At 73.5% G+C, this 17,041-nt stretch carries 15 protein-coding genes; all 15 read right to left on the bottom strand.

Annotated elements, in window-relative coordinates; all coding sequences use genetic code 11:
• Positions 1-16 precede the first annotated feature (16 nt).
• The 15 genes from ASF78_RS16105 to rsmH all read right to left on the bottom strand — a co-directional run bounded on the left by ASF78_RS16105 (position 17) and on the right by rsmH (position 16,951).
• Entirely contained in the window at positions 17-301 is a 285-nt protein-coding gene (locus ASF78_RS16105; protein ID WP_056591591.1) for a YggT family protein, read from the bottom strand.
• A 3-nt stretch (positions 302-304) separates the two neighbouring features.
• Positions 305-799 (bottom strand): cell division protein SepF, encoded by a 495-nt coding sequence (locus ASF78_RS16100; RefSeq protein WP_056591588.1) that lies wholly within the window; start codon positions 797-799, stop codon positions 305-307.
• Between the two features lie 151 nt (positions 800-950).
• Positions 951-1,727 carry a peptidoglycan editing factor PgeF gene (pgeF, locus tag ASF78_RS16095; RefSeq protein ID WP_082495126.1) on the bottom strand — a complete coding sequence of 259 codons (777 nt, stop codon included), beginning with the start codon at positions 1,725-1,727 and terminating at the stop codon, positions 951-953.
• Positions 1,724-2,989 (bottom strand): cell division protein FtsZ, encoded by a 1,266-nt coding sequence (gene ftsZ / locus ASF78_RS16090; protein ID WP_056591585.1) that lies wholly within the window; start codon positions 2,987-2,989, stop codon positions 1,724-1,726. The genes pgeF and ftsZ overlap by 4 nt, the downstream gene beginning before the upstream one ends.
• Before the next feature lie 222 nt (positions 2,990-3,211).
• A complete protein-coding gene (locus ASF78_RS16085) occupies positions 3,212-4,207 on the bottom strand; it encodes a cell division protein FtsQ/DivIB (RefSeq protein WP_082495125.1) in 996 nt (331 codons plus the stop codon).
• Positions 4,204-5,625 (bottom strand): UDP-N-acetylmuramate--L-alanine ligase, encoded by a 1,422-nt coding sequence (gene murC, locus ASF78_RS16080; RefSeq protein WP_056591582.1) that lies wholly within the window; start codon positions 5,623-5,625, stop codon positions 4,204-4,206. The genes ASF78_RS16085 and murC overlap by 4 nt, the downstream gene beginning before the upstream one ends.
• On the bottom strand, positions 5,622-6,758 hold the full coding sequence (gene murG, locus ASF78_RS16075) for an undecaprenyldiphospho-muramoylpentapeptide beta-N-acetylglucosaminyltransferase (protein WP_056591579.1): 1,137 nt from the start codon (positions 6,756-6,758) through the stop codon (positions 5,622-5,624). Before murG ends, murC begins: the two co-directional genes overlap by 4 nt.
• Positions 6,751-7,998 (bottom strand): putative lipid II flippase FtsW, encoded by a 1,248-nt coding sequence (gene ftsW, locus ASF78_RS16070; RefSeq protein WP_056591576.1) that lies wholly within the window; start codon positions 7,996-7,998, stop codon positions 6,751-6,753. Before ftsW ends, murG begins: the two co-directional genes overlap by 8 nt.
• A 19-nt stretch (positions 7,999-8,017) precedes the next feature.
• On the bottom strand, positions 8,018-9,454 hold the full coding sequence (gene murD, locus ASF78_RS16065) for a UDP-N-acetylmuramoyl-L-alanine--D-glutamate ligase (RefSeq protein WP_056591573.1): 1,437 nt from the start codon (positions 9,452-9,454) through the stop codon (positions 8,018-8,020).
• On the bottom strand, positions 9,455-10,537 hold the full coding sequence (mraY, locus tag ASF78_RS16060) for a phospho-N-acetylmuramoyl-pentapeptide-transferase (protein ID WP_056591570.1): 1,083 nt from the start codon (positions 10,535-10,537) through the stop codon (positions 9,455-9,457).
• Positions 10,534-11,985: a UDP-N-acetylmuramoyl-tripeptide--D-alanyl-D-alanine ligase gene (gene murF, locus ASF78_RS16055; RefSeq protein WP_056591567.1), complete on the bottom strand. Its 1,452-nt coding sequence runs from the start codon at positions 11,983-11,985 to the stop codon at positions 10,534-10,536. Before murF ends, mraY begins: the two co-directional genes overlap by 4 nt.
• Positions 11,982-13,559 (bottom strand): UDP-N-acetylmuramoyl-L-alanyl-D-glutamate--2,6-diaminopimelate ligase, encoded by a 1,578-nt coding sequence (locus tag ASF78_RS16050; RefSeq protein ID WP_056591565.1) that lies wholly within the window; start codon positions 13,557-13,559, stop codon positions 11,982-11,984. Before ASF78_RS16050 ends, murF begins: the two co-directional genes overlap by 4 nt.
• A 49-nt stretch (positions 13,560-13,608) precedes the next feature.
• Complete coding sequence (locus ASF78_RS16045; protein WP_235518632.1) at positions 13,609-15,510, bottom strand: penicillin-binding protein 2; 1,902 nt, start codon at positions 15,508-15,510, stop codon at positions 13,609-13,611.
• Entirely contained in the window at positions 15,507-15,929 is a 423-nt protein-coding gene (locus tag ASF78_RS16040) for a hypothetical protein (RefSeq protein ID WP_056591562.1), read from the bottom strand. The genes ASF78_RS16045 and ASF78_RS16040 overlap by 4 nt, the downstream gene beginning before the upstream one ends.
• The gene (rsmH, locus tag ASF78_RS16035; RefSeq protein ID WP_056591559.1) at positions 15,926-16,951 is read right to left on the bottom strand and encodes a 16S rRNA (cytosine(1402)-N(4))-methyltransferase RsmH; all 1,026 of its coding nucleotides are present in this window, start codon (positions 16,949-16,951) and stop codon (positions 15,926-15,928) included. Before rsmH ends, ASF78_RS16040 begins: the two co-directional genes overlap by 4 nt.
• Positions 16,952-17,041 lie beyond the last annotated feature (90 nt).

The following is a 17,041-nucleotide window of genomic DNA, read 5'->3' as shown; positions in this document are numbered from 1 at the left end:
CGCGTCGGGGGTCGGATCAGATGCTGCTGAGGACGCTCATCAGGATGGAGCAGCCCAGCACCAGCACCAGGAACGCCAGGTCCAGACGGACGGATCCGATCGCCAGCGGGGGCAGCACGCGGCGCAGCGCCTTGAGCGGCGGATCCGTCACCGTGTACGTCGCCTCGGCGATCACGAGCGCGATCCCGGAGGGGTGCCAGTCCCGCGCGAAGAACTGCACCCAGTCCAGCACCAGCCGGATGAGCAGCAGCAGGAAGAACGCGAGGACGACGTAGAACAGCAGGGCAGCGACGATTTGCACGCGTCAGCTCTGGTTGTAGAAGCCTGCGCGCGTCGGCGGCTCGGCGACGGGACCGGCGGCCTCGCCGGCGACCTCGACGTGGGCGGGCGAGAGCAGGAAGACCTTGCTCGTCACACGCTCGATCGCACCGTGCAGCCCGAAGATGAGGCCCGCGGAGAAGTCGACGAGACGCTTGGCGTCGGCGTCGTCCATGTCCGTCAGGTTCATGATCACGGGGGTGCCCTCGCGGAACGCCTCACCGATCTTGCGGGCGTCGTTGTAGGAGCGCGGGTGGATCGTGGTGATCCGCCGGAGCTCGCCCGCGACGGGAGCGGCCTGCGGCGCGGCCTGCGTGGGCAGGGGCGTGCGCGTCGGCCGGTGCAGCGGCGTGACCTGGGCCTCGTACTCCTGCGGCACCGCGACCTCCTGGTCGTCGAACTCCTCGAGGTACTCCTCGTGCTCCGACCGGTCGTCGGCCAGGCCGAGGTACAGCATCGTCTTGCGCAGCGCTCCGGCCATCGCGTTGGCTCCCTCCCCGGATCTCTCCGGACCATCCCGGAGCCCGTGCCGGTCCAGCCGGCGACGATGAGCTCCCTCTGACGGTCACGCTAGCAACGCCCCTGTTCCGCCCGCCTCGCGACACGCCCGACGGCCACGCGTAGTTGAGTGTTCACCTCGGATGGGTCGCCGTGACCGGTCGGACGACGCCCGCGAACCGGCCGGTGCGCTGCGAGCGCCGGAACGAGAACAGCGCCGGGTCGGTCCACGTGTCCCGCGCGAGGTGCACGACGTGCTCGACACCCACGGCCTCGAGGACCGCGGCGACGCCCGCGGGCAGGTCCAGCGCAGGGGTCCCCCACGACGTCGTCGCCCGCGTCTGCGGGTGCACGGACGCGACCTCGTCCTGCAACGCTGCCGGTACCTCGTAGGACTCTCCGGCGATCGCGGGGCCGATCGCCGCGCGAAGCCGTCGGACGGACGCACCGTGCTCGACCATCGTGGCGACGGCCGCCTCGAGGACACCGGCGACGAGCCCGCGGCGGCCGGCGTGCACGGCGGCCACGACCCCCGCCTCGGCATCCGCCAGCAGGACGGGCACGCAGTCGGCCACGAGCACCGCCACCGCCACCTCGGGCGACACGGACACCAGCGCGTCAGCCTCCCCCGCCGTCGTGGAGCCGGGGGCGGGCGGCTGTGACAGGACCACGACGCGGGAGCCGTGCACCTGCGTCGCGTACGCCACGGGCACGCCCGCCCACCGTGCGAGACCGGCCCGGTTGCGGTCCACCGCGGACGGGTCGTCGCCGACCGCGTAACCGAGGTTCAGCGCGTCGTACGGTGGTCGGCTGACACCGCCGACCCGCGTGCTGAACCCTGCGCGGACACCAGCACCCAGGTCGACCTCGAGGACCGGCGGGACGTCGGTCCCCGGTGGGCGCCCGCTCACTTGAGGAAGTCGGGCACGTCCAGCTCGTCGCGGTCGCGGTCGCGGTCGCGACGAGGTGCGTCCTCGGTGAAGATCCGGGGCACCTCGAGCGCACCGGTGATGGGCGTCGGCTCCGCCTCGGTGGACAGGAACGCCGGGACGTCGGGCTGCGTCGGCGCGGCGTGGTTCTGCGTGTACGCGCCGACCGGTACGAGCTGCTCCTCCGGGTCGAGGACGGGACGGGGCGCCGGGACGCGCGGAGCCACCGACGGCACCTGCCGCGCGGGGCTGCCGCTGATCTGACCCAGCGCTCGTGCGTCGCGGCGGACCGTCGGCGAGCCCGAGTCGAACCCGGCCGCGATGACGGTCACCCGGACCTCGTCGCCGAGGGCGTCGTCGATGACCGCACCGAAGATGATGTTGGCCTCGGGGTGCGCAGCCTCCTGGACCAGTCGCGCCGCCTCGTTGATCTCGAACAGCCCGAGGTCGGAACCACCCTGGATGGACAGCAGCACCCCGTGGGCACCGTCGATGCTGGCCTCGAGCAGCGGCGAGGAGATCGCCATCTCCGCGGCCTGCACCGCGCGGTCGTCGCCGCGGGCGAAGCCGATCCCCATGAGGGCCGAGCCGGCACCCTGCATGACCGACTTCACGTCGGCGAAGTCGAGGTTGATGAGGCCGGGCGTCGTGATCAGGTCGGTGATGCCCTGGACACCCGACAGCAGCACCTGGTCGGCCGAGTGGAACGCGTCGAGCACCGAGACGGACCGGTCGGAGATCTGCAGCAGCCGGTCGTTCGGGATGACGATGAGCGTGTCGACCTCGGCCCGCAGCGCCTCGATGCCCGAGTCGGCCTGCACGGAGCGGCGGCGACCCTCGAACGTGAACGGCCGCGTCACGACACCGATGGTCAGGGCGCCCAGCGAGCGGGCGATCCGCGCGACGACCGGCGCACCACCGGTGCCGGTGCCACCACCCTCGCCCGCGGTGACGAAGACCATGTCGGCGCCCCTCAGGACGTCCTCGATCTCGTCCTTGTGGTCCTCCGCGGCCTTCTTGCCCACCTCGGGGTCGGCGCCGGCGCCCAGTCCCCTGGTGAGCTCGCGGCCGACGTCGAGCTTGACGTCGGCATCCGACATCAGCAGGGCCTGGGCGTCGGTGTTGACGGCGATGAACTCGACACCCTTGAGGCCGACCTCGATCATGCGGTTCACGGCGTTGACGCCGCCGCCGCCGATGCCGACGACCTTGATGACCGCCAGGTAGTTCTGCGGAGCTGCCACGGTGGGTGCCTCTCGTTCTGTGCCGGTCGCGGCCGGGGCCACGGGGTCCGTCCGCGTCCCGCACGGCGGCGGACGAGCGTCGGGGTGAAACCTTCACCCTCTACTTGAGGGTTATAGTTATGTCAGGTGCGTTGTCAGTGCGTGACGCTAGGTGCCACCCGCACCTCGATCAACGACCGCGCCGCGCGTGTCGGCAGTTGTCGACGAAACTCGCCCGACTGCTCACCTGGTGATGGGCAGCCGGGGTGCGGACACGTCGATCACGGTGGCCCCGGCGGCCGCCGGTGACGCCCGCAGCGCCGAGAGCACCGCGATCTTCAGCGGCGTCTCGCCGGCACTCCCCCAGTCCACCTGCACCCCGTCGCGCAGCTTCATGGTCACCGTGTCCTGGGTGCGGGCCGAGACGTCACCCACCTGGGCGAGCAGGTCCGCGGGCAGCTGCTGGAGCACGCTCAGCACGGCCCCCAGCGTCCGCTTGTCCCCCACCGGCACGTCGACCACGGGCAGCCCCTCGGGTGCGGCATCGACCCGACCCACCTGGACACCGTCCATGTCGAGGAGCGCGAACCCCGCCTGCCCCGGCATCGCCGTGGCCGGCTGCTCGGGGACCGCGGCCACCGGCTCGCGGGCGACGAGCACCACGGCGACGCCCTGCGGCCACTCGCGGGTGACCCGCGCCTCCCGGACACCCGGCACCTCCAGCACCTCGTCGCGCAGCCCGACCGTGTCCAGTCGCGGCAGCGGCGTCGTGGCGTGCGCGCCGACGACCTCCAGCACCTGGTCGACCGCGACCACCGTGCCCGCGCCCTCGATGTGCACCTGCGCCGGGTCCAGAGCGAGCACCGGGGAGAAAAACAGCAGCCACCCGAGCGCGCCGACCACGACCGTGGAGCCGGAGACGAGCAGGAGCTGGCGCCGCGCCAGGTTGCGGCGGGCACGCGACCGCTCGGCGAACCGCGCCTCCGAGCTGGTGGACACCACGGGTGGCGCGACCGGGCCGGAGTATCGGCGCGCCCCGCCCGCGCTGTACGTCGTGACGGCGCGGCTGAAGGGCGCCGGCTCCTCCTGCGGCACGGTGGGCGTCGGCGCCGTGACCGGCTTGCCGCGGGGCACCGGCCTGGCGGCGGGGGTCGGGGCCGACGGGGGCGCGCTGCGACGCGGTGCGGCCGACCGGCCCGGGGCCGGGTTGCGCGGGCCGGCCGGACGGGACGGGCTCATGCGCCCGGTCGCTCGCGGCCGGCGAGCGCGTCGAGCACGACCGAGGCGAGCAGGGTCACGTCACCGGCACCGACCGTGAGCACGAGGTCGCCGGGGCGTGCCGCGGCAGCGGCGGAACGGGCCGCGTCGAACCGGTCGGGCACGAAGGACGCCTTGCCGGGCGTGGGGACGTTGTCCACGAGGAGGGCCCCGGTGACCGACGGGTCCGGGTCCTCGCGCGCGGCGTACACGTCGGTGACCACGACGACGTCCGCGAGGTCGAGCGCGGCTCCGAACTCGACGGCGAACGTACGGGTGCGCGAGTACAGGTGCGGCTGGAACAGGGCGACGACCCGGCCGTCGCCGACGACCGAGCGTGCGCCGCGCAGCAGCGCCGCGACCTCCGTCGGGTGGTGCGAGTAGTCGTCGACGACGCGGACGCCACCGACGGTCCCGCGGTCCTCGAAGCGCCGCCCGGTCCCACGGAACGCCGCGAGGCCGTCCGCGGCGTCCGGCACCCCGAGGCGCCGCGCGGTGGCCCAGGCGGCCGCGGCGTTCAGCGCGTTGTGCGCGCCCGGGAACGCGAGCCGGACCGTGGTCGTCACGTCGCTGGCGGTGAGCTCGAACGCCCAGCGGCCGGCGTCGGGGTACAGCTCGCCCACCCGGACGTCGGCGTCCGGCGCGACGCCGTAGGTGACCACCGTGACCTCGCGTGCCGCGAGCGGGTCGCGGACGCGGTCGACGAGCCGCGCAGCCCCCGCGTCGTCGGCACAGACGACGAGCGTGCCTCCGGGCCGGATGCGCTCGGTGAACCGGACGAAGACGTCCTCGAACGCCTCGGCGGACCCGTAGTGGTCGAGGTGGTCCGGCTCGACGTTCGTGACGACCGCGACCAGGGGCGCGTACGCGAGGAACGAGCCGTCGGACTCGTCGGCCTCCGCCACGAATGCCGGCCCGGCCCCGTCGCGGCCACCGCCGAGCGGCCCGTCGGCGGAGAGCACAGTGCCGCCGATCGCGAACGACGGGTCGGCGCCCGCGTGCAGGAGCACGGTGGCGATCATCGCCGACGTGGTGGTCTTGCCGTGGGCGCCGGCCACCGCGACCGCGTCCCGGTCGACCATGAGCGAGGCCAGTGCCTCCGAGCGGTGCAGCACCCGCAGGCCGCGACCACGGGCGCGGGCGAGCTCCGGGTTGGACTCCCGGACGGCCGACGAGATCACGACGGTGTCGACGTCGTCGACGAGCGAGGCGTCATGACCGACGTGCACGTCGACACCCGCCTCCCGCAGCGCCGGCAGCGCCGGGCCGTCGGCCGCGTCGGACCCGCTGACCGGGACGCCCCGGGCGGCGAGCAGGGCGGCGATCGCGGACATCCCCGCACCACCGACGCCGACGAGGTGGACCCGGCCGAGGTCGGTCGGGCGCAGCCCGGCCGTCATGGCAGCTCCTTCTCGACCAGCCTGGCCACCCGGGCGGCGGCGTTCCGGACTCCGACGCCGGCGGCCGCGCGGCCCATGCGCTCCCGCGTCTCCGCCGCGGCGTCGCCGACCAGCAGGACCGGCAGGTGTGCGCGGATCCAGTCGGGGTCGAGGTCGGCGTCGTCGACCAGGACGCCACCACCGGCCGCGACCACGGCCGCGGCGTTCAGCCGCTGCTCGCCGTTGCCGACGGGCAGCGGGACGTAGACGGCGGGGATGCCGAGGGCCGCCTGCTCGCACACCGTGCCGGCGCCGGAGCGCCCGATCACGACGTCCGCGACGGCGAGCGCCAGCTGCATCTCGGTCAGGTACTCCCGCACGTGGTACCGCTCGGCCCCGGGCACCCCGACCAGCGCGGTCCGGACGGCGTCGGACTTGCCGGCGCCCGTCAGGTGCAGCACCTGGACGCCCGCCGCCAGCAGGTCCGCCGCGGCACCCGCCACCGCGGTGTTGACGCTCACGGCGCCGAGCGACCCGCCGGACACCAGGAGCGTCGGGAGGGCAGGGTCGAGGCCGAGCTCCGCGGCGGCGGCGGCGCGCGTCCCCGCGCGGTCGTCGAGTCGCTGCTCGACGAGCTGTGCGATCGGCGCGCGCAGCGGGAGGCCGGTGACCTGGGCACCGCGCAGCGCCGTGCCCGGGAACGTCACGGCGACCGAGCGCGCCCACCGGGCCCCCAGCCGGTTGGCGAGTCCCGGGCGCGCGTTCTGCTCGTGGATGACGACAGGGATCCCCCGGCGACGGGCCGCGAGGTAGGCGGGGGTCGCGACGTAGCCGCCGAAGCCCACGACCACCTGTGCCCCGGAGTCGTCGATCGCCGCTCCCGCAGCGCGGACCGCGTCCCGCAGGCGCGCCGGCAGGCGGAACCAGTCGAGCGTGGGCCGGCGCGGCAGCGGGACGCGTGGGACGACGGCCAGCGGGAGGCCGTGCTCCGGGACGAGACGGGACTCGAGGCCCTCGGCGGTGCCGAGCACCGTCAGCCGGGCGTTCGGGTGGCGTCGTAGGAGCTCGTCGGCCACGGCGAGCAGCGGGTTGACGTGACCCGCGGTCCCGCCGCCCGCCAGCAGCACCGAAGGGGTCGGGTGAGCCTCAGCCACGGGACCGCCCGATCACGGCGAGCGACCGCCGGACCACGCCGGGCCGAGCAGCGAGAGCCTCCGCCGCACCCGGTTCCGAGCGTGCGAACGAGATGAGCACGCCGAGCGCGGCCATCGTCATGATCAGCGCCGAGCCACCCGCTGAGACCAGCGGGAGCGGGATGCCGATCACCGGCGCCAGACCGATGACGACGGCGACGTTGACCAGCGCCTGGCCGATGATCCAGCACAGGATCGCGCCGGTGGTGATCTGGACGAACGGGTCGGGGTGCCGGCGGATCACGCGGATCATCGCGAACGCGAGCAGCCCGAACAGGCCGAGGACGAGCAGCGTGCCGATGAGTCCGAGCTCCTCACCGAGGATCGCGAAGATGAAGTCGTTGTGGGCAGCCGGCAGGTAGGACCACTTCTCCCGGCTCTCCCCGAGGCCCAGCCCGCCCCAGCCGCCGCTGGCCAGTCCCCAGCCACCGTGCAACGTCTGGTAGCACGACGACGCGGCGTCGCACTCGTCCGAGAGCCAGGACATGATCCGGTCCTTGCGGTTCGTGCTGCTGACGGTGAGCAGGAACGTCAGTCCGCCCGCGAGCAGCGCGGCGAGGCCGAACATCCGCATCGGCACCCCGGCGACGAACAGCGCGCCCGCGACCAGCAGGATGAGTACCAGCGCGGTCCCGAGGTCGTGCCCGGCGAGGACGACGAGGATCGCGATGCCGGCCACCGGCACCGCGGGGATCAGGGCGTGCTTCCACTCGCGCAGCAGGTGCAGCTTGCGGGTCAGGACGGCGCCCAGCCAGATGGCGAGCGCGAGCTTGATGGTCTCCGACGGCTGTGCGGAGAAGCCCGGCAGGCACACCCAGTTGTTGTTGCCCCCCTCGCCGCCGCAACCCAGCGGTGTGAAGACCGCGAGCTGGAACACGATCCCGAACGCCAGCGCCGGCCAGGCGATCGCCTGGAAGAACCGCACGGGCGCCCGGGACAGCCCGAACAGCAGGGGCAGGCCGATGAGCGCGTACTTCGCCTGGTCGAAGAACACCGCGTAGGGAGAGTCCCCGTCGTCGAGCGACTCCACGCTCGAGCTGGACAGGACCATCACCAGGCCGATGACGAGCAGGAGCGCCGTCGCGCCGAGGAGCACGTAGTAGCTGGTGACCGCACTGTTCCACTGCCCGAGCAAGGAGCTGCTGGGAGGTGCGGGCTCCGCCGGCCGACGCGGGCTGGGGCGGGGGGTGGTCGTCGTCATCGCTCCCCCTCCCGACGCGTCACTCGTCCCCGCCGAGCGCACGCACGGCGTCGGCGAACGCCTCGCCCCGCGCGGCGTACGACGTGAACTGGTCCATCGACGCGCAGGCGGGGGCGAGCAGCACGGTGACCGAGGCCGACGCGCCGGGGTCGACGGCGAGCCGGCTGGCCTCGTCCACGGCACGGGTCATCACCGAGCCAGTCTCACCGGCGTCGACCTCGACCACGGGGACCTCGGGTGCGTGTCGGGCCAGCGCGTCACGCAACGGTCCCCGGTCGACACCGATCAGCACCACCCCGCGCAGGCGGTCGTGCCGGGCTGCGACGAGCTCGTCGAACTGTGCGCCCTTGGCCAGGCCGCCCGCGATCCACACGACGCTGCCGGCCGGGAACGCCCCGAGGGCCGCGGCGGCCGCGTGCGCGTTCGTCGCCTTGGAGTCGTCCACGTACGCGGCGCCGTCCACCACGGCGACCGTGGCGAGGCGGTGCTCCCCCGGTCCGTAGGCGCGCAGGCCCTCGCGGACCGCCGCCGGCGCGACGCCGTGCGCGAGGGCGAGCGCGGCAGCGGCGAGCGCGTTCGCCACGACGTGCGGCGGCACGGTGCCGTCCGGCCCGGCCAGCTGCGTCAGGTCGTCGAGCGTGCCCAGCTCGGCCGCGTGCGTGTGCCGCAGGCGCGCGAACCCGCGGTCGACCAGCACGTCCTCGACGAGGCCGACCTGCCCGACCAGCGGCGTGCCGATCGTGAACCCGACGGCGACGCAGCCGTCGACGACGTCCGCCTCCCGGACCAGGTCCTCGGTGGCGGGGTCGGCGAGGTTGTACACGCACGCCACCTGGGCGCGCTCGAAGATGCGGCCCTTGTCCGCGGCGTAGGCGTCCAGGGACCCGTGCCAGTCGAGGTGGTCGGGTGCGACGTTGAGGACGGCGGCCGCCTGGGCGGACATCGAGGACGTGTGGTGCAGCTGGAAGCTCGACAGCTCCACGGCGAGCACGTCGAGAGTCGGGTCGATGGCCGCGAGCACGACGGGGGTGCCGACGTTGCCGACCGCCACGGCGTTCTCCCCGGCCGCGCGCAGGATCGACTCCAGCATGCCGACGGTGGTGGTCTTGCCGTTGGTCCCCGTCACCGCGAGCCACGGCGCCGGCCCGCCACCGGCCGCGCGGTCGACGCGCACGTGCCAGGCGAGCTCGACCTCGCTCCACACCGGCACGTCGTGCTCGCGGGCGGCGGCGAGCAGCGGGTGGTGCGGCGCCAGACCTGGTGACGCGACGACGAGGTCCGCCCGGTCCAGCACGGTCCCCTCGAGCAGCTCCGCTGAGCCGATGACGTCGTCCGCGTGGTCGTCGACGGGCACCACGCGCGCGCCGCGGGACGCCAGCACCTCGGCCGCGGCACGACCGGAGACCCCGAGCCCGGCGACGACCACGAGGGCGCCCTCCAGCACGAGCGAGCCCACCTACCCGGCCACCCACTCGGCGTAGAAGATCCCGACGCCGAGCGCGACGAACAGCCCGGCGATGATCCAGAACCGGATCACGATGGTCACCTCGCCCCACCCCGACAGCTCGAAGTGGTGGTGCAGCGGTGCCATCTTGAAGACCCGTTTCCCGGTCATCTTGAAGAAGCCGATCTGGATGACGTCCGAGAGGACGACGAGCACGAACAGCCCACCGATGATCGCGGCGAGGATCTCGGTGCGGGACAGGATCGACAGACCGGCGAGCGCCCCGCCGAGCGCGAGCGAGCCGGTGTCTCCCATGAAGATCTTGGCCGGGCTGGCGTTCCACCACAGGAACCCGAAGCACGCCCCGGTGATGGCCGCGGCGACGACCGCGAGGTCCATCGGGTCGCGCGTCTCGTAGCAGCCGGGTCCGGCGCTGGCGAGGAACTGGCAGCTCTGGTTGAACTGCCAGACACCGACGATGACGTAGGCGCCGAACACGATGAGCGAGACGCCCGTGGCCAGGCCGTCGAGTCCGTCGGTGAGGTTCACCGCGTTCGACCAGGCGGTGATGAGGAAGTTGGCCCAGACGACGAACAGGATCGTGCCGACCGTCACGCCCCAGAACGCGAGGTCGATGTTGGTGTCCCGGACGAACGAGATCCGGGTCGAGGCCGGCGTCCGGAACTGGGCGTTCGGGAACTGCAGCGCCGCGACCGCGAACGTGATGCCGACGATCCCCTGGCCGACGATCTTCCAGCGGGCGTTGAGGCCGAGGCTGCGCTGCCGCGAGATCTTGATGAAGTCGTCGAGGAATCCGACGACCCCGAGGCCGGTCATGAGGAAGAGGACCAGCACGGCCGACGCGCTCGGCGGCGTCCCCGTGACGATCAGGCCACCGACCCACCCGAGCAACGTCGCACCGATGATGACGACGCCGCCCATGGTCGGGGTGCCGCGCTTGGTGAAGTGCGCCGTCGGCCCGTCCTGCCGGATGAACTGGCCGTACTGCTTGTGGACCAGGAACCGGATGAACAGGGGGGTACCCAGCAGCGCGATGAGCATCGCGAGCCCACCGGAGATCAGGACCGCCCTCATCGGACGTCCCCCTCGACGAGGGTGTCGCCCAGCTTCCACAGCCCGGCGCCGTACGACGACTTCACGAGCACCACGTCACCGGGCCGCAGCTCGCTCTCCAGGAAGGCCGTCGCGACGGCGAGGTCGTCCGCGAGCACGACCTCGTCACCCCACGACCCCTCATGGTTCGCGCCGTCGCGGATGGCCCGCGCGCCCTCGCCGACCACGATGGTCAGGCCGATGTTCAGCCGGACGCAGAGCCGCCCGATGGCGTCGTGGGCCTCGCGCGCGTCGGGACCCAGCTCGAGCATCTCGCCGAGGACCGCGATCGAGCGTCGGTCCCGCCCGGCCAGGACGGCCAGCGCCTTGAGCGCGGCCCGCATGGAGTCCGGGTTGGCGTTGTAGGAGTCGTCGACGACGGTGACGCCGTCGGACCGGTCGACCACGTGCATGCGGTGCGGGCTCAGGGCGTCCGCGGCGCTGAGCCCGGCTGCCACCTCGTCCAGGTCGAGCCCGACGGCGAGCGCGGCGGCCGCGGCCCCGAGGGCGTTGTGCACGTGGTGCTCGCCGACCAGTCGCAACGACACCTCGACGGTGCGCTCGGCCTCGCCGCGCTGCACGAGCGTGAACGTCGCCCGCCCCGTCCGGTCGAGCCGCACGTCGCGCACACCGACCGTCGCGTCCGGTGCGGCGCCGAACGTCACGACGTCTCCGGGTGCGAGCGAGGCCATCGCGGACACGCGCGGGTCGTCCGCGTTGAGCACGGCCACGCCGTCCGCGACCAGACCCTGCACGATCTCGGCCTTCGCGACCGCGACCGCGTCGATGCCGCCGAAGCCGCCGAGGTGCGCGTGGCCGACGATCAGGACCACCGCGACGTCCGGCGGCGCGATGTCGGTGAGGTACGTGAGGTGCCCCGGGCCGCTGGCGCCCATCTCGAGCACGAGGAAGCGGGTCGACTCGTCGGCGCGCAGCACCGTCAGCGGCAGACCGATCTCGTTGTTGAACGAGCGGACCGGCGCGATCGTCGGCCCGACGCTCCCGCACAGCTGGGCGAGCAGGTCCTTCGTCGTCGTCTTGCCGACCGACCCGGTGATGCCGACGACCCGCAGGTCGCTGCCACCGGGCTCGAGCGCGACCTCGCGCAGACGCTCCAGCACCGCGCGCGCCAGGTCGCCGAGGGCCTTCTCGACGTCGGCCACGACGACGCTCGGCAGCACGTCACCACCCGCCCCGACGACGTCGCGGGCGGCGAGCACGAGCGCGGCCCCGCCGGCGACCGCCACGGCGGCGTAGTCGTGACCGTCCACGTGCTCCCCGGGCAGTGCGACGAACAGGCCCCCGGTGACGTCGTCACGCGAGTCGACCACGACGGGTCCGCTCACGACGAGCGCGGGCTCGGTGGCCGCGGCGCCGCGCAGCACACCCCCGGTCGCGGCCGCGATCTCGGCCGCCGTCAGGGCGATCACGCGTGCTGCTCCCGCCGGCTGGTGCGCGCTGCGGTCAGCACGTCGCGGTCGTTGTAGCGGTGGAACACGCCGGCGATCTCCTGTGTCGGCTCGTGCCCCTTGCCCGTGATGATCACGGTGTCCTGCTCGGAGGCGAGGTCGAGGGCGTCGCGGATGGCCTGCGCGCGGCTCGTGGCCTCGTGCACGTCGACCAGGTCCGGCCGCACCGACCGGACACCGTCGAGGATGGCGGATCTGATGGCCGCCGGCTCCTCGGAACGAGGATTCTCGTCGGTGACGACGATCACGTCCGCGAGCCGGGCGGCGATCTCGCCCATGATCGGGCGCTTGCCCTGGTCGCGGTCGCCGTCGGAGCCGAAGACGAGGACGAGCCGGCCGGGGGTGATCGGGCGGACCGCGTCGAGGGCGAGGACGAGCGCGTCGGGAGTGTGCGCGTAGTCGACGATCGCGAGCGGGAGGCCGTCGCCGCGCTCGATGACCCGCTCCATCCGGCCCGGGATCTCGTGCGCGCCGGCCACCGCCGCGATCGCCACGTCGAGGTCCACCCCGGCCGCGTGCGCGAGCACGACGGCCAGCGCCGCGTTCGACACGTTGACCTTGCCCGGCAGCGGGCTCGCGGCGGTGTGCAAGGCGCCGTCCGGTCCCCGCAGGGTGAAGGTCGACCCGACGCCGTCGAGGCCGATGTCCGCAGCGGTGACCGCCCAGTCGGCGTCCGCACCCTCGGGAGCGCCGACGTGCGTCGCGACGGACTCCACCGGGATCGGCGACTCTGCCACCAGCCGGCGGCCCCACTCGTCGTCCACCACCACCACACCGCGCCGTGCCTGACCGGTGGCGAACAGCCGGGACTTGTCCCGGAAGTAGCCCTCCATGTCGCCGTGGAAGTCGAGGTGGTCCCGCTGCAGGTTGGTGAAGCCGACGACGTCGAACGTCAGCCCACCGACCCGGCCGAGCGCGAGCGCGTGCGAGGAGACCTCCATGGCGAGCGCCGTCGCACCCCGCTCGACCGCCAGCGCGAGGATCGCCTGCAGGGCGGGTGCCTCGACCGTGGTCCGCGGGCTCTCCACCGCGTCCTCGCCGATGCGCAGCTCGACGGTGCCGAGCACGGCGGTCGTCGGGTGCGCGGCGCGCAGCGCGGCGTCGAGGAAGTAGGCGGTGGTGGTCTTGCCGTTGGTGCCCGTGACGCCGACCGCGACCAGACGCTCGCCCGGGGCGTCGTGCGCCCACGCGGCGACCGGCCCCGCGATCGCCCGCGGGTCGTCGGCGACCAGGACGGGCACCCGCCGGTCCAGGGCCGAGCCCTCCAGCAGAGCGGCGCCGGCCTCGTCCGTGAGGACCGCCACAGCCCCCGCGTCGACCGCCTGCGGGGCGTACGCGGCGCCGTGCACGGTGAAGCCCGTGACCGCGACGAACACGTCACCGGGGACCACGTCGCCGCTGGCCAGGCTCACGCCGGTCAGCACGGCGTCGGCCGGGAGCGGTGCACCCCGCGTGACCAGGCCGAACGTCGAGACGAGGTCGGCGACCAGGTGGGCCGCGGGATGCAGCGGACGCATCCGAGCGGGGGTCGTCATGGGGAGAATCTACCCCGCGCGCCGCTCCGCCACGCCCGTTGCGGCTCGGTCACCACGTCGTCGGGAAGAGCGTCCCCGTGGTACCCGACGGCGCCACGCCGAGCTCGCTGAGCGTGTAGCCCGCCACGTCGCTGAACACCGGCGCCGCGACCGTGCCGCCGTAGACCGAGGTCCTCGGGTTGTGCAGGATGACGGCGACGGCGATGCGGGGGTCGTCGGCCGGCGCGACGCCGATGAACGACGCCGTGATGCCCTGCACACCGCCCACCCAGTTCTGCGCCGTCCCGGTCTTGCCGGCCACCTGGTAGCCGGGGATGGCCGCGTTGGAGCCGGTCCCGTCGTCGACCACGCTCTGCATCATCGTGAGGACCGTCTTGGCGGTCTCCGGCGAGACGACCTGCGTCGACGCCGCCGCGGGCGCCGGGGTGTAGGTGCCGTCCGGCGACGTCCAGCCCTTGACGATGTGCGGCTGCACGCGGACGCCGCCGTTCGCGATCGTCGCGAAGACCTGCGTGGCCTGCAGCGCGGTCACCGATACGGCCTGGCCGAACAGGACGGCGAACTTGTCCCGTCGCTGCCAGCTGTCGACCGGGTGCAGGATGCCCTTCGACTCCCCCGACATCTCGATCCCGGTCTGTGCACCGAAACCGAACTTCGCCAGGTAGTCGTAGCGCGTCTGGACCGGCAGGTGCTGACCGATCATCACCGTGCCGGTGTTCGAGGACTCCGCGAGCACCCCGGTGGTGGTGAGCCGCAGGAGGCCGTGCTCGTGCGAGTCCTTGAACGTCTCCTTCCCGTCGGGCGAGTACGTGTACGGGACCTCCCACTGCGAGAGCGGGTCGGCGATCTTGTTGTCGAGGATGGCGGCCATCGTGATGACCTTGCCCGTCGACCCCGGCTCGAACACGTCCGAGACGGCGCTGGACAGCGAGCCCGACGCCTCGCCGGGATGGTTCGGGTCCACGGAGCCGGAGTCGGCGATCGCATAGACCTCGCCCGTCTTGACGTCCGTGACGATCAGCGAGCCCGACGACGAGCCGGTGGCCGCGACCTGCGCGTCGAGCGCCGACTGGGCCTTCCACTGCACGTCGGACAGCAGCGTGAGCTGGACGGTGTCGCCCTGCGTCGCCGGCGTGATCTCGGAGTAGCCGCCGGGGATCGCCTGGCCCTTGCGCCCGCGCTCGTAGATCTCCTGGCCGGGGGTGCCCGTGAGCCGCTCGTCCAGCGACGCCTCGAGCCCGGCGAGCCCGACACCGCTGGAGTTCACGAAGCCGATGACGTTGCCCGCCAGTGTGCTGTTCGGGTACACCCGCTCCGCGACGCGGTCGACGTTGACGCCGCTGAGACCCAGCTTGCGGATCTCGCGCGCTCTGTCCGGCAGCACGTCCTTGCGGATGTACACGAACCCCCGGTCGCCCACGAGCGCACCGCCGAGCTCGGCGGGGTTCATGTCCAGCAGCGGCGCGAGGATCGCGGCGACGCCCGCCGCACCGTCCGGCACGGGCGGGTTCTCGGTGCCCTTGAACTTCGCGACGAGCACCTGGTTGACCGAGATGTTGTACCGCTCGACCGACGTCGCCAGCGGGACCCCGTTCGCGTCCGTGATCTCGCCGCGGCTGCCGATCAGGTTGATCGGGCTCAGCCGGGAGTTGCGTGCCTCCTCGGCGATCGCTGCTCCGCGCAGTCCCTGGACGTACACCAGGCGCCCGCCGAACACGGCGAGCGCCACGATGACCAGGGCGGCGAGGAACGCCATCCGGCCGCGCGAACCCGGTTGGACGGGCCCGGCCGGTGGCGTCCCGTTGCCGGGACGCGCAGGGGGCACCACGACCGTCCGCGGACCGGCCGTGGCGCGCTGACGCGGGACCGTCGTCCCGGTCGTGCGGTTGCCCGCCGCCGGACGTCGCGTCTGCTCGGTGCGCGCGCGCGGGCGCGCGACCGGTGTCGTCATCCCCCGGCTCCCGCCGGCTCCGGCACGCCCTGCACGCTGCCGTCCGACAGCCGGAGCCAGCCGGTGCCGTTCGTCGGGACCATGCCGAGCGCGGTGGCCGCCGCGGCGAGCTGGGTCGGCGACGCCTTGGCGTCGAGCTGCGCCGTCAGGTCCTGCTGGTCCTGGTTCAGCCGCCCGAGCTCGTTGGACAGGTCGTACTCGGCGTACGCGCTGGCCGCCATCGAGGTGTTGAGGAGGAGCGCGGACAGGAGCGCTCCGGCGAGGACGGCCATGCAGGCAAGGATGAACGGCACTCGCGTCCGGGCGTGCTCCGGCGCGCGGACGACCCGAAGTCGGGGTGCGGCCGCAGGCGCCGTCGTCGGGCGCGGGCGGGACGGTGCCGGGTAGGCAGTTGCTCGGGCAGCGGTCTGGGCGCTCATGCTGCCCTCCTTCCGGTCTGGCGTGGCGTGAGGTGGTCGGGCGTGGGACGGACGCGCTCGGCGGCGCGGAGCCGGACCGACTGCGACCGCGGGTTGTGCGCGAGCTCGGCCTCGTCGGCCTCCTCGGCACCGCGGGTGACGAGGCGCAGGAACGGCGCGTGCGTCTCGGGTTCGACGGGCAGGTCCGGGGGTGCGCTGGACGTCGCTCCGACCGCGAGCGCCCGCTTCACCGCGCGGTCCTCCAGCGAGTGGTACGCCTCGACGACGATCCGGCCGCCCACGGCGAGCGCCTCGATCGACTGCGGCAGCGCGCGCTCCAGCACCTCGATCTCGCCGTTCACCTCGATCCGCAACGCCTGGAACGTGCGCTTGGCCGGGTTGCCGCCGGTCTTGCGCGTCGCCGCGGGGATGTTGGCGCGCACGATGCTCACCAGCTCACCGGTGCGTTCCAACGGTCGCCGTGCTCGCTGCGCGACGATCGCCCGGGCGATCCGCGGCGCGAACCGCTCCTCGCCGTAGACGCGCAGGATCCGGGCGAGCTCGCGCTCGTCGTAGGTGTTGAGCACGTCCGCCGCGGTCTGCCCGGTCGTGGCGTCCATGCGCATGTCGAGGGGCGCGTCGGCCGAGTAGGAGAAGCCGCGGTCGCGCTCGTCGAGCTGCAGCGACGAGACGCCGAGGTCCATGAGCACGCCCTGGACGCCAGCCCTGATGCCCAGCCGGTCGAGCACGTCGTTGATCTCGTCGTAGACGGCGTGCACGCCGGTGAAGCGGTCACCGAACGGCGCCAGCCGCCGGCCGGCGAGCTCGAGCGCCTGCGTGTCGCGGTCCAGGCCGACGACCCGGACGTGCGGGAACGCCTGCAGGACGCCCTCGGTGTGGCCGCCCATGCCGAGCGTCGAGTCCACCATCACGGGGTTCTCGACGTCGAACGCCGGCGCCAGCAGGTCGAGGCAGCGCTGCAGCAGCACCGGGGTGTGCCGGGAGGCTGCGTCCGACGGCTGGCCGGTCGTGTCGTCATTCATCGCTGCTCCCCTCCCCAGGTGGCACGGATGTGGTCAGGCGGCCCCTCCGCCGTCCGACCAGATCCCCCACCGACCCTCTGGCGCCGGGGA

Source organism: Cellulomonas sp. Leaf334 (genome assembly GCF_001424195.1).
In the GTDB taxonomy this organism is placed as follows: domain Bacteria; phylum Actinomycetota; class Actinomycetes; order Actinomycetales; family Cellulomonadaceae; genus Cellulomonas.
Note: the sequence above shows the minus strand (reverse complement) of the source record. Positions and strands in the feature narration are given on the sequence as shown.